A 13174-nucleotide genomic window follows, 5' to 3' on the forward strand; every position below is an offset into this window, starting at 1 on the left:
ATCGGTTTCCATCGCCCACGCAGGCGCTGTCGACGGATTCCTGCTAGTGGTGCCTGGTGCCGGATCCGGATTCCTGCGCGCAACGGAGAGTGTGCAGGCCGGGTGCGAGGTTACCGGCCGGGAACGTAACCCAAGGTGATCAGCGTGCACGGAGTGCATTGAACGTCACTGATAGCCATACCCGTTCTTCACCACGTAAGGTTCTTCCGGCTCAGTTGATCAACTGTGGGCACGACCCTCGCGAAGGAGGCTGAACAGGACCAACTACTCTTCTGGCTTCGTCCACAAAGGACAACTCTCCTGCTGACTCCTTCCCCCCTCAAGGAGATAGACAAATATGGCTACAGTAGCCGCGGCCATGGCCCGCCGCACGGTCACCGCGGGCGCTGCCTGGGCACTGGGCGCCACCACGTCCGCCCCGATGGTCGTCCTCGTCGGCGGTATCGTCGCCACCTACGCCAACTCCGAGGTGACCGCGCTTCCCCTCCTCTTCGCCCTGGTCGGCGGCGTGGTCACCCTGCTGCTCGTCGGATACACCGCCATGGTCCGCGCAGTGCCGCACTCGGCCCCCTACTACGCCATCACCGCCCGCGGGCTCGGCGCGACGAGCGGCGTCGCGGCCGGCTTCGTCGCCCTGCTCGCGTACAACGCTCTGCAGATCAGCCTCTACGGACTGTTCGGCTCGATCATGTCCGGGATCACCGGCGTCGGGGCGTGGTGGCTGTTCGCCGCCGTGGCGATCGGTGTCGTGACGGTCCTGGGCACCCGCCGGATCGTCCTGTCGACCCAGATCGTGATGGGCGTGCTGGTGCTCTCGCTCCTGGTCGTCGGCCTGTTCATCGTCTTCGGGTTCGTCGACGCGCAGAACGGCATCCCGACCGCCGCCTTCGACCCGGCCGGCCTGAGCGTCCCCGGCCTCGGTCTCGCCGTCGCCCTCACCCTGGCCGCCTACACCGGCCCCGAGGGCATGGCCGCGTTCATCGAGGAGGAGGACAGCGGCGAGGGCAAGCGCGGCCGGGCGATCAGCCGCGGCATGATGATCTGCGCGCTCAGCCTCATCGCGGTCTACACCGCCGCGGCGTGGGCGATGCAGGCCGCGACCGGCACCGGCGAGGTGGCCGGCGCCGCCAAGGCCGACGCGAACCTGCCGGTGACGCTGCTGTCCGACCGGGTGCACCCGGTCTTCGGCATCCTCGGCCTGGTCATCCTGGTCCTGGCCATCCTCACCTCGCTGATCAGCTTCCACAACATCATCAATCGGTACGCCTTCGCGATGAGCCGCGAGCAGGTCCTGCACCAGTTCCTGTACCGCACCGGCGCCGGCACCGCGGCCGACGCCCCGGTCGGCGCGAGCCGGGCCCAGAACGCGCTCGCCGCCGTCGTGGTGCTGGTGTGGGCGATTTCCGGCGCCGACCCGGCCACCACCCTGTTCAGCTGGGCCAGCACCGTCGGCGCGATGGGCCTGCTCGCTCTGCTGATCGTCTCGGCGGCGGCGGCCCTGCGCTACTTCGCCCGTAACTCCGACTCCGGCGAGAGCGGCTGGGCCACCACCGTCGCGCCGCTGTTCGGGCTGGCCTTCGGCATCGCCATCCTGGTCACCATGCTCCTTCAGCTCGACGCCCTGGCCGGCGCCGAGCCCGGCTCACTGGCGCCGTACACCATGCCCGCCCTCCTCGTCGCCGCCGCGATCGCCGGCGTCTTCCGGGCAATCCTCCTGCGCCGCTCCCGGCCACAGGTCTACGAGGGCATCAGTCACGGCGTGCCCAGCGTGTACGCGGTTCCCGACCGCATCGACCTCTGAGCCAGCGAAGGGAAACCGAGACCCCATGTCGTACAACTTCCCCGGCCGACATGCTCAGCCCTCCTGGGACGACAGCTCCTCGACCCCACCCTGGGGGCCGTCCGTCCCACCGCAGCAGCAGTCCCAGCAGTACCCGACCCAGCAGTACCCGACCCAGCAGTACCCGCAGCAGCAGCCACCGGCTTGGCACCAGCACGCGACTCCGCAGCCGCCGCCGCAGCAGTGGCAGCAGCCGCAGAACGGCCCGTCCCCGGAGGACCGGCGCTGGGCGTACCTGCGGCACAGCGCCGGCACCAGCCTGCGCGGGATCAACGCCATCCACGTCACCCGGGCGCTGGAGCGGCTGCACTCCCGGGACCAGCCGCTGGCCCCGCACGGCGTGACTCTCTTCTTCATCACCGAGGCGCCCTCGCAGCACCTGGGCTACCAGGTGCTCAGCGCCTCCCGGTGGGGTTACGCCGGCCCCGAGTACGACAACCTGGTCGCGTTCCTGACCGGCCTGAACGCCACCGCGCAGACCTTCATCACCCAGCACGAGAAGGCCGACCGGGTGTGGGATCCGCGTGACCCCGACTATCTGATGGTCAACGTCGGCGACATACAGCGCCCGTCGACACCGACCCGCTACGTCGGGATCGGCATGGAAACCCTCAACACCGACACCCGGCAGTGGTACGACGTGGTGCCGGTCCTGCTCAGCTCGGGCATCAGCAGTCTCCAGGCGATGAGTTACGTACCCGGTGAGGGGGCGGCGCTGCTCGTCGACGGTTCGGAGATAAGGGTGGTCCGCGACGACAACAAACGCGGCCGGGGTAACGACCTGATCTGCAACAACCCGCTCGACGCGACGCAGGTCTACTCCACCACCCAGAACGTGCCGGAACGCTTCGGCGGTCAGCTGCGCCAGGCGTGGCCGGCGTTCCAGGAGTTGGCGAAGACCCTCGCCGACCACCTGAACCCACACGGCCAGGTCTGGTGAATCCGGTGGACGCGCCTGCGATATGGCCGGGGGACTGGTCCGAAGCCTTGCGGCTGGACCGGGCCCCCGGCCTGGCCGATGTCGACGCCGTGATGACGATGCTGATCGCCCGCGCGGATCAGGCGCAGCGCCGGACCATCGGGTTCCCGGCGGCCACCGACATCGACTGGAGCCGGACCCAGGGGTTGTTCACCCGGCTCTTCAACAACGTCGGTGATCCCGGGACGGCCCCGTCGGGGGCGGCGCACACCAACGCGCTGGAGGTCGAGGTCATCAGGTGGTTCGCCGACGTCGTCGGACTGCCGCAGAACGACCGCTGGGGGTACGTGACCTCGGGCGGCACCGAGAGCAACATCGCCGCGCTCCGGGTCGCCCGTGACCGCTACCCGGACGCGGTGCTCTACCTGACGCACGCCAGCCACTACTCGATCCGTAAGACCGCCGCGCTGCTCGGCATCCACCCGCACGACGTCGCCCTGGTCCGCGACAGCTGGTACGGCGAGATGGACTACGGCCACTTCGAGCAGCTGGTGGCCCGGCACTCGGGGCGTCCCGCGATCGTGGTGGCCACCGCCGGCACCACCCTGTGGGAGGCGGTCGACCAGCCGGACCGGATCGAGCGGATCCTCGACGAGTACGGCGTGACCCGCCGCCACGTGCACGTCGACGCCGCCCTGTCGGGCATCCCGCTGGCGCTCGACGGGATGCTCGGCCTGGGCGCCGGCAGCCCGGTCGACAGCGTCGCCATCTCCGGCCACAAGTTCCTCGGCACGCCGATTCCGTGCGGTGTCGTGGTGATGCGCGACAGCGTCCGGGTGGAGCGGGGCGAGCACATCAGCTACACCGCCACCCTGGACAGCACCGTCCTCGGTTCCCGCTGCGGGCAGGCGGCGGCCCTGCTGTGGACGGCCATCGCCGTCTACGGGCGTAACGGGCACCAGGCGCGGGCGCTGCGGGCCCGGCGGATCGCCGCCTACGCGGTGGAGCGGATCAGTTCGATCGGCTGGCCGGTCTACCGTCACCCGGACGCGTTCACCGTGGTGCTGCAGACCCCGCCGGCCGCGCTGACCGCCGAGTTCGGCTGGGTGCTGTCGGTCGACGGCGACTTCTGCCACATCATCTGCATGCCCGGCGTGACCAAGGAGGTCGTCGACGAGTTCGTCGCCGACCTGGGCCGGGTCGTCGCCCGCTGGGCGGTGATGGCCGAGTGCCGCAGCCGGCCGGTGTGGCGGGGCCTGGACGCGGGGGAGGACCGCATCCTGTCCGCGTGATCACTGCCCGGAGCGGCGCCCGGGTGACAACATGCAGTCTGTGGCGCACCGGCTGATACTGATCAACGGGCTTCCCGGCTCGGGCAAGAGCACTCTCGCCGGGCGGCTGGCGTCCGCGCTGCGCGTACCGCTGATCGGTAAGGACGCCTTGAAAGAGGCGATGGCCGGCGCCGTGCCAGGGGTGCCGCCGGGTGTTCTCGGCCCGCTCGCCGCGCAGCTGATGTGGGAGCTGGCGGCCGCCACACCCGGGGTGGTCATCCTGGAGAGCTGGTGGTTCCGGCCGCGGGACCTGGGGTATGTGGCCGAGGGGGTGGCCCGGTCCGGCGCACGCAGCACGGTCGAGATCTGGTGTTCGGTGCCGCCCGAGGTGGCCGCCGAACGCTACCGGAATCGGGGCCGGCACGCCGTACATCAGGATGATCGTCGTTTTTCTGAGGACTGGCCGCGGTGGGCCGCGGAGGCCGAGCCGCTCGGTCTCGGCCCGACCATCGTGGTGCAGACCGATCGGCAGGTGATCGCGACCCACCTCATCCAGGCGATCACCGAGGCCATCGGTGGCGTGTAGCAGTTGGTAAGGCGTACGACCCCCCACGGTTGTACGAGCCGACGAGAATGACATGGGTCAGCGGGGTTCACGGAGAGGGCGGACGTGTACGAACTGGTCAAGAGGGTCGTTCGAATGCGGGTGGAGGGGGCGGAGCACGTGCCGGCCGACGGGCCGTTGCTGCTGGCCTCCAACCACCTTTCCATCACGGACTCGACGTTCCTGCCGATGGCGGTGGCCCGGCACGTCACCTTCATGGCGAAAGCCGAATACTTCACCGGGAAGGGGCCGTTCGGGCGGTTCGTGTCCTGGTTCATGTCGCGGGACGGGCAGGTCGCGGTGGACCGGGACGACAAGCGGGCCGCGGTCGCCTCGCTCGACACCTGTCTCGACGTGCTCAACCGGGGGAACGCGTTCGCGATCTACCCGGAGGGCACCCGTTCGCCGGACGGGCGGCTCTACCGCGGCCGCACCGGGGTGGCGTGGCTGGCGTTGAAGTCGGGGGCGCCGGTGGTGCCGGTGGCGATGTTCGGCACCGACCGGGTGCTGCCGCCGGGCTCGGTGGTCCCGCGGCCGGCCCGGGTCCGGGTCGTCTTCGGCAAGCCGGTGCAGCTCGCGGCGATCGCGACCGACCCGGAGAACGCCCGTGAGCGGCGCGCCGCCACCGAGGCGATCATGGCGGCGATCGGCAAGATCTCCGGCCAGGAGTACGTGCCGAGGTACGCCCGGGCCTGAACACGCAAAGGGGCGTCCCGGCTGCTGGATCATCGCGGCGGGACGCCCCTTTTCGCTGCGTTCTTCCGCCCATCCTTCAGTAGTTGCCACAAAGTTGCAATAGAACCGTCGGACTGATCACCTTCTTATTGCCGACAATGTGCAACTAATCAAGGATGGCGACATGCTTCGTCTCCTGGGGATCACCGCCGCCGCCGTGCTGGCCCTGACCGCCTGCTCCAACCCGGACAGCACCGGCTCCACCTCGGCCGGTGACACCTTCGTGGTCGCCACCTCCGGCGAGCCGGACACCCTCAACCCGGTGCTGGGCTACGGCACCGACGGCGCCTCCCTCATCTTCGACGGCCTGGTCGCCCGGGACGCGGGCAACACCCTCACCCCGGCCCTCGCCGCCGAGCTGCCCACCGTCTCCGCCGACGGGCGGACCGTCACCGCGAAGCTGCGCACCGGTGTCACCTTCCACGACGGCAGCCCGCTCACCGCCGACGACGTCGTCTTCACCTACACCTCGGTGCTCGACCCCGCCGTCGACTCGACGCTCCGCTCCGACCTGGACATGCTCACCGGCGTCACCGCCCCGGACCCGTCCACCGTGGTCTTCACGCTGAAATACGCCTACGCCCCGTTCCTGCAGCGGCTCGCCCTCGGCATCGTCCCGGCCAAGGCGCTGCGCGGCCAGGACGTGAACAAGTCCGGCTTCAACCAGAAACCGGTCGGCACCGGGCCGTACCAGGTCACCTCGTGGACTCCCGGGGACCGGCTGGTGCTGGCCGCCAACGACGCGTGGTGGGGCGGCAAGCCTGCCAACCGCAGCGTGATCGTCGCGTTCGTCGCCGACGACAACGTCCGCGCGCAGCGGGCCCGGGCCGGCGAGTTCGACGCCGTCGAGCTGGCGCCCAAACTGGCCACCGGCTTCGCCGGTTTCACCGTGCACAAGGTACCGACCGCCGACTACCGCGGTGTCATGCTCCCGATGGGCGACCCGGTCACCGGGGACGTCACGATCCGCAAGGCGCTCAACGCGGCAGTGGACCGCAAGGCCATGGTCACCGGCGTGCTCGCCGGGGCCGGCGAACCCGCCTACGGGCCGGTGCCGCCCACCTCACCGTTCCACGTGGCGTCCGAACCCGCCCCGGTCGACCTCGACGCCGCCGGATGGGTCGCCGGCGCCGACGGCATCCGCGCGAAGAACGGGCAGCGTGCCGAGTTCACCCTGATGTACCCGGCCACCGACAGTCTCCGCAAGGAACTCGCCCTGGCGGTCACCGCCGACGCCAAGAAGGCCGGCATCGAGGTCAAGCCGGAGGGCCTGACCTGGGACGCCATCGAGCCGCGGATGAAGGACGACGCCCTGATCATGGGCTGGGGCACGCCGTACGACCCGGACTTCGTCTCCTACAAGCTGTTCGGCGGGCAGTTCGCCGGGCAGGGCTTCTTCAACCCGGGCTCGTACAAGTCCGACGTCACCGACCGGGCACTCCAGGACGGCCGCGACAACGCCGACCCGGAGAAGCGCAAAGCCGCCTACGCCACTTTCCAGCAGCAGCTCGCCGCTGACGCGCCGTGGGTGTTCCTCACCTACCTCCAGCACACCTACCTGGTCCGCGACGACGTCGCCGGGGTCACCCCGCGGGTCGAGGCCCACGAGCACGACGTCGCCAACAGCCTGTGGTGGAACATCCACACCTGGACCCGCAAGTGATCAAGGTGATCCGGCGGCGGCTCGCGTTCGCGCTGCCGGTGCTGTTCCTCACCAGCGCCGGCATGTTCCTGCTCGGAGCGGCGTCCCCGGTGGACCCGGCCAAGCAGTACGCGGGCGCCGCCGCCTTCACCATGAGCGAGGAGAACCTCCAGCAGATCCGGGAGAACTGGGGTGTCGACGATCCGCTGCCGGTCCAGTACGTCCGCTGGCTCGGCAACCTGCTTCAGGGCGACCTGGGCTGGTCCACCTCTCGGCATCAGGCGGTGACCGAGGTGCTCGCCGCGCGGGCCGGCTGGACGCTGCTGCTGATCGGGATCACGCTCGCCGTGGTGCTGGCCGGCAGCCTGCTGCTCGGCACGATCGCGGCCCACCGGCCGGGCGGACTGCTTGACCGTGGGGTGCGCGCGGCCGCGTACGCCGTCGAGTCGATGCCGGTCTTCTGGCTCGCGCTCGCCGCCATCGCGGTGTTCTCGCTGGCCCTCGGCTGGTTCCCGGCCGGCGGCCTGACCGACGTGACCGCCACCTCGACGTCGTTCGCCGACGTCGCGCACCATCTGGTGCTGCCGGTGACGGTGCTGGCGATCTCCCAGGCCCCGTGGTTCCTGCTGTTCGTCCGCGACTCGGTCGCCGAAAGCCTGCGCGAGGACCACGTGCTCGCCGCCCGGGCCCGCGGCCTCACCGGCCGGACCGTGCTGTTCGGGCACGCCCTGCGGACCGGCCTGCTGCCGTTCCTCACCCTGGTCGGCACCCATCTGCCCGAACTCGTCGGCGGTTCGGTCCTGGTCGAGACGGTGTTCTCGCTGCCGGGTCTGGGTGCGGTCAGCGTGCAGGCGGCCCTCGGCAGCGACTTCCCGCTGCTGGCCGCGATCACCCTGATCACCACAGCGGTGGTGCTCACCGCCAACCTCGTCACCGACCTGGCCTATACGGCCGCCGATCCCCGGGTGCGCATCGATGGCTGACCTGGCTCCGGAAACCGAGTCCCCCGTCCAGCAGCCCCGGCCCCCTGCCCGCCCCGGGTTGTCGCGCTGGTCTGGGGCGTTCCGCTGGTCTGGGTTGTTCCGCCGGTCTGGGGCGCCACGCTGGCCTGGGTTGTCGCGCTGGTCTGGGGCGTCCCGCTGGTCTGGGTTGTCCCGCTGGTCTGGGGCGCCACGCTGGCCCAGGTTGCCTCGCCGGCCCAGGGCGTCCAGCCGGACCAGGGTGTCCAGCCAGCGCGGGCCGGCCCGCCGGCTGCGGCTGAGGGCCGGCACCCTGATCGCTGCCCTGGTACTCGGCCTGGCCGTCGGCGCGGCGCTTCTCGTGCCGCTGATCGCCCCGCTCGACCAGAGCGCCGTCGCCCTCGACCGGGTCGCCCTGCCGCCGTCGCTCACCCATCCCGGCGGCACCGACGATCTCGGCCGCGACGTCCTGCACCGCAGCATCTACGGTCTGCGGGTCTCGTTGCTGGTGGGTGTCGTCGCGGCCCTCGCCGCCACCCTGATCGGCGGACTCGTCGGCGGGCTAGCCGGTCTGCTCGGCGGCTGGGCCGACCGGACGCTGATGCGGGTCGTCGACACCATCGCCGCTCTGCCGCATCTGCTGCTCGGCATCTTCATCGTGGCGATGCTCCGGCCCAGCCTGGGCGCGGTGATCCTGTCGATCGGCCTCACCCACTGGCTGTCCACCGCCCGGATCGTCCGGTCCGAACTGCTGTCGCTGCGCACCCGCCCGTTCATCGACGCCGCCATCGCCGGCGGAGCCAGCCGGGCCCGGGTCCTCACCCGGCACCTGCTGCCGCATGTGCTTCCCCGGATCGCCCTGGCCACCACCCTGATGATCCCGCACGCGGTGTGGCACGAGACGTCCCTGAGCTTCCTCGGCCTGGGCCTGCCACCACACCTGGCGTCCCTCGGCAACATGATCAACGACGGTCAGCGATCACTGTTGACCGGCGCCTGGTGGGCGAGCATCGTCCCCGGCGCGGTCATCGTCGTGGTCACCCTGGCCATCGCGGCGCTGGCCGCCCGCTGGCGTGATCATCTGGATCCCCGAGTCCGGGCGGAGCTGAACCTATGACCAACTTGCTGACCATTTCCGGTCTGACGGTCCGCTTCCACCTCCGCGATGCGGTGGTCAGGGCAGTGACAGACCTCAACCTGACGGTACGCCCGGGCGAACTCCTCGCCGTAGTAGGCGAATCCGGCTGCGGCAAGTCCGTGCTGGCTCACGCGCTACTGGGCTTGCTCCCCGCCAACGCGACAGTGACGGGCGAGGCCCACCTGACCCTCAACCCTGACAACAACCCTGACAACACTGCCGCAGGCACTCGTCCGGCTGGCACTCGTCCGGCTCCATACACCCGTCCCGCCTCGCACGGCCGTTCCTTCGCGCGTAGCGGTCTCTTCGCGCGCAGCCGTTCCTTCGCGCGTAGCCCTCTGTTCTCGCGCAGCCGTCTCTTCGCGCGTAGTCGTCCCTCCGCCGCTGTTGATCGTATTGATCATGTTGACGATGTGCATCGTGTTGACTGCATGGATCGTGTTGATGATGTGCATCGTGTTGATCGCATTGATCAGGGCGAGGGCGGGCCGGGCGGGTGCGTTGATCTGCTTGCGTGTGGGGAGAAGATGCTGGCCAGCACTATTCGGGGGCGGCGGATCGGGCTCATTCCGCAGAGTCCAGCTACGTCGCTAACGGTTGTTCGGCGAGGGCGGCGGCTGCTGACCGAGACGCTCAAGGCACACGGTCGCGATCCCCGGTTGGCCGATCAAGTGGCCGAACAGGCGGGGCTCGATTCGGTCGATCTGGAGCGGTATCCGTTCGAGTTGTCCGGTGGCATGGCTCAACGACTGGCCACGGCACTTGCGCTCGCCGGTGAACCACCTCTGCTGATCGCCGACGAACCGACCAGTGGACTGGACCGGCCGCTCGTCGATCACACCCTCGACCTGCTTCGGCGGCGATGTGACGAGGGGGCCGCGGTTCTGCTGATCACTCATGACCTGGCCGCGGCGGAACGGGTCGCCGACACCGTCGCCGTCATGTACGCCGGCCGTATCGTCGAGCACCGGGCGGCGGGCGAGTTGTTTCGGGCGCCGGGTCACCCGTACAGCCGAGGGTTGTTGAATGCACTGCCGGACCGGGAGTTTCGGGCGATCGCCGGCCATCCGCCGATGTTGACCGCGCTCCCGGAGGGATGCGCGTTCGCGGCGCGCTGCGACCGTGTCACCAATGCGTGCGCGAGTCAGCCGTCCGGGCCGGTCGCCTGCCACCACCCACTGACCAGCGCGGAGGTGCCGGCATGAGCCTTGCCTTCCATGCCCGAGCGGAGGTGCCGGCATGAGCCTTGCCTTCCATGCCAGAGCGGAGGCGCCCGGCATGAGCCTTGCCGTCGATACCAGCGTGGAGGTGCCGGCATGAGACTGGCCGCCCGGAGCAGCGGGGAGACGTCCGGATGAGCCTTGTCGCTGATGGTGTCAGCGCTGGATATCGGGGCCGCCGCGTCCTCGACGGCGTTTCGCTGGCCGTCGGGGCGGGCGAGACGGTCGGGCTTCGGGGGCCGTCCGGCAGTGGGAAATCCACGCTGGTGCGGGTTCTCGCGCTCCTCCACGAACCCGACGCCGGGCACGTCACCCTGGACGGCGAACGGATCACCGGGGTGCGGCATCGGGTGCCGGCGTCCGTGCGTACCAGAATCGGGGTTCTGTTTCAGAGTCCGCGCGCGGCCAGCGACCCGCGCCTGACCCTCGCCGACCTGATCGCCGAACCGCTTCGCGCCGTCCGGCATCCGCGCGAGCTGATCGCCGGGCGAGTCGCCGAACTCGCCGACCGGGCCGGACTGACCGCCGACCTGCTGGTCCGCCGCCCGCACGCGGTCAGCGACGGTCAGCTGCAACGCGCCTGCCTGGCCCGAGCCCTGGCGCACCGGCCCGGCTACCTGCTGTGCGACGAGGCCACCACGATGCTCGACGCGTCCACGCAGGCGCTGGTCGCGGCCGTGATCACCGCAGAACAGGAGGCCACCGGACTGGGTGTGCTCGTCGTTTCGCACGACCCGGCGCTGCTGGCCAGGTGGGCCGACCGGGTCACTGAAGTTCGCTGAACTTCCGGCCCGTCCGCAGGTCGCTGATCATGGTGAGGACGCCCGAAGCGCCGCCGTGCTCGTCCACCCAGTGGGTCACCACGCACGCCGCCAGCAGGTACTTGCGGTCGGACCCAGCCTCGCCGAACGTGTTCCAGTCGGCGCTGATGATCGGCGCCGCCTCCTCGTAGGGGACCCGGCAGCGGTTGCCGCCGTTCGCCGGATCCAGGTAACGGGCGTCGTCGGAGATCAGCACGGCGAGGCCCTCGTCGAACCAGTCGGGCACCGACTCGTACGCCGAACCGAGCCGTTTGTGCAGCTCGATGTGGGCCAGCTCGTGGGTCGCGATGGTCTCGTTCGCCCCGTCCGGGGACAGCCGGAGCGCCCACCGGCCGAACGCCTGCCCCTTCTCCCCGCCGCCGCCGATGCTCTGATAGCACTCCTTGGTCGCGCAGATCAGCACCCGGGCGTCCGAGGTCCGGTCGCCGTAGAAGGCGCTGATCCGCTGCTCGGCCGTGGCCACGATCCGTTGGTAGGCCTCGTCGTCGCGTTCCGCGTAGACGCCGCCACCCAGGCTGGACAGCCCGTAGCATTGCGGGCAGGCGATCGCCGCGATCGACGGGGCGGCCACCGCGGTCGCGCCGATCGCGAGGCCGAGCAGACCGGCCACGACACCGGTGATGATCCAGCGACGCTTGGGCATGCGGCCGAGAATAGCCCCTCGACCTGTCGGAGCAGACCTGTCGGGTGATTCGCCGAATGCGACCCGGGTGGCCCATCGACAGGCGCTCCGGGAGCCTCCACTATGGCCTGAAGATCGGCTAGGGGAGAGAATGACGACATACGATGTGATCGTGGTGGGGGCTCGCGTGGCCGGGTCTCCATTGGCGGCTCTACTGGCGAAACGTGGCTACCGGACTCTGCTCGTGGACCGCGACACGTTCCCCAGCGACACGGTTTCGACTCACGTCCTGCACCCGCCGGGCGTCGCCGCGCTCCGCCGCTGGGGCGTCCTCGACCAGGTCGTCGCGACAGGCGTTCCGCCGATCAGCCGATACACCACGGATTTCGGTCCGGTCACCGTCGGCGGTGCTCCCGGCACACCCGACAACCCTTTCGCGTACGCACCCCGCCGCACCGTCCTCGACAAGATCCTCCTGGACGCGGCCGCGGCGGCCGGCGCCGAGATCCGTGAGGGGTACTCGGTCGAGGAGGTGCTCGTCGACGACGACGGCCGGGTCACCGGCATCCGTGGCCTCGACGGGACCGTCGAGCACGCCCGGATCGTCGTCGGCGCCGACGGGCGTAACTCGGTGGTCGCGAAGGCGGTGAACGCGCCCGCCTACGAGGACCGGCCGCCGCTCACCGTCGGCTACTACGCCTACTTCAGCAACCTTCCGATGGACGGCACGTTCGAGGCGTACAGCCGGCCGGGCCGGGGCTGGGCGGTGTGCCCCACCAACGACGACCTCACCATGGTCATCGGCGGCTGGCCGCACTCCGAGCTGGCCGAGCACCGCAACGACATCGACGGCACGTTCGCGGCGATGTTCGAGACGGCCCCCGCCTGGGCGGAACGTTTCCGTGACGCGAAGCAGGAGACCCGATGGGTCGGCGCTTCGGTGCATAACTACTTCCGGGTTCCGTACGGTCCGGGCTGGGCGCTGGTCGGGGACGCCGGTTACTCGCGCGACTACATCACGGCGCAGGGCATCACCGACGCGTTCCTCGACGCCGAGCTCCTCGCCGAGGCCATCGCCGACGATGACCTGCCCGGTTATCAGGCTCGTCGCGACGCCCGGGCGATGCCGTTCTACCAGATGACCCTGGGCATCGCGTCGCTCCAGCCGCCGGACGAGCAGATGGTCCAGCTGGTCATGGCGATCGCCGGGAACCAGGAGAAGATGGACGCGTTCACCCGCCTCAACTCGGGTGTCACGTCGCCGGTCGAGTTCTTCGCCCCGGAGAACATGGGCCGCCTCTTCGCCTGACAGCTTCGCATGTCACACGCCCGGCCGCAGTTGCGGCCGGGCGCACGGCAGGACCGTCAGCCGTCGCTGGCCGCTGGAATGCGGGTGCGGAAAC

Annotated in this window: 12 protein-coding genes; 11 read left to right on the plus strand and 1 reads right to left on the minus strand. The window is 70.1% G+C overall.

All coding sequences use genetic code 11. The features are described from left to right. The first annotated feature begins 337 nt into the window (after positions 1 to 337). The 10 genes from AB0E94_RS27120 (at position 338) to AB0E94_RS27165 (ending at position 11110) form a co-directional block, all read left to right on the plus strand. Positions 338 to 1801: an APC family permease gene (locus AB0E94_RS27120; protein ID WP_360331214.1), complete on the plus strand. Its 1464-nt coding sequence runs from the start codon at positions 338 to 340 to the stop codon at positions 1799 to 1801. A gap of 25 nt (positions 1802 to 1826) precedes the next feature. Then, complete coding sequence (locus tag AB0E94_RS27125; protein ID WP_360331217.1) at positions 1827 to 2780, plus strand: hypothetical protein; 954 nt, start codon at positions 1827 to 1829, stop codon at positions 2778 to 2780. Positions 2781 to 2785: 5 nt separating this feature from the next. Continuing rightward, a complete protein-coding gene (locus AB0E94_RS27130) occupies positions 2786 to 4051 on the plus strand; it encodes a histidine decarboxylase (RefSeq protein ID WP_360331220.1) in 1266 nt (421 codons plus the stop codon). Between the two features lie 31 nt (positions 4052 to 4082). Then, positions 4083 to 4616, plus strand: coding sequence for an AAA family ATPase (locus tag AB0E94_RS27135; RefSeq protein ID WP_360331223.1), 534 nt, complete (start codon positions 4083 to 4085; stop codon positions 4614 to 4616). Positions 4617 to 4730: 114 nt separating this feature from the next. Next, the gene (locus AB0E94_RS27140; protein ID WP_360331226.1) at positions 4731 to 5330 is read left to right on the plus strand and encodes a lysophospholipid acyltransferase family protein; all 600 of its coding nucleotides are present in this window, start codon (positions 4731 to 4733) and stop codon (positions 5328 to 5330) included. Between the two features lie 163 nt (positions 5331 to 5493). Beyond that, positions 5494 to 7032: an ABC transporter substrate-binding protein gene (locus tag AB0E94_RS27145; RefSeq protein ID WP_360331228.1), complete on the plus strand. Its 1539-nt coding sequence runs from the start codon at positions 5494 to 5496 to the stop codon at positions 7030 to 7032. Beyond that, the gene (locus tag AB0E94_RS27150) at positions 7029 to 7994 is read left to right on the plus strand and encodes an ABC transporter permease (RefSeq protein WP_360331231.1); all 966 of its coding nucleotides are present in this window, start codon (positions 7029 to 7031) and stop codon (positions 7992 to 7994) included. Before AB0E94_RS27145 ends, AB0E94_RS27150 begins: the two co-directional genes overlap by 4 nt. Before the next feature lie 238 nt (positions 7995 to 8232). Further along, positions 8233 to 9087, plus strand: coding sequence for an ABC transporter permease (locus AB0E94_RS27155; RefSeq protein WP_360331233.1), 855 nt, complete (start codon positions 8233 to 8235; stop codon positions 9085 to 9087). After that, on the plus strand, positions 9084 to 10313 hold the full coding sequence (locus tag AB0E94_RS27160; protein ID WP_360331236.1) for an ABC transporter ATP-binding protein: 1230 nt from the start codon (positions 9084 to 9086) through the stop codon (positions 10311 to 10313). Before AB0E94_RS27155 ends, AB0E94_RS27160 begins: the two co-directional genes overlap by 4 nt. 149 nt (positions 10314 to 10462) lie before the next feature. After that, on the plus strand, positions 10463 to 11110 hold the full coding sequence (locus AB0E94_RS27165) for an ATP-binding cassette domain-containing protein (RefSeq protein WP_360331239.1): 648 nt from the start codon (positions 10463 to 10465) through the stop codon (positions 11108 to 11110). On the opposite strand, the gene AB0E94_RS27170 is transcribed toward AB0E94_RS27165, so the two are convergent. Continuing rightward, positions 11094 to 11792, minus strand: coding sequence for a hypothetical protein (locus AB0E94_RS27170; RefSeq protein ID WP_360331242.1), 699 nt, complete (start codon positions 11790 to 11792; stop codon positions 11094 to 11096). The genes AB0E94_RS27165 and AB0E94_RS27170 overlap by 17 nt on opposite strands. 130 nt (positions 11793 to 11922) lie before the next feature. Between AB0E94_RS27170 and AB0E94_RS27175 the strand changes: the two genes are divergently transcribed. Continuing rightward, positions 11923 to 13080, plus strand: a complete 1158-nt coding sequence (locus tag AB0E94_RS27175) for an NAD(P)/FAD-dependent oxidoreductase (protein ID WP_360331245.1) — start codon at positions 11923 to 11925, stop codon at positions 13078 to 13080. Positions 13081 to 13174 lie beyond the last annotated feature (94 nt).

This window comes from Actinoplanes sp. NPDC026670, assembly GCF_040638175.1.
Classification (GTDB): domain Bacteria; phylum Actinomycetota; class Actinomycetes; order Mycobacteriales; family Micromonosporaceae; genus Actinoplanes.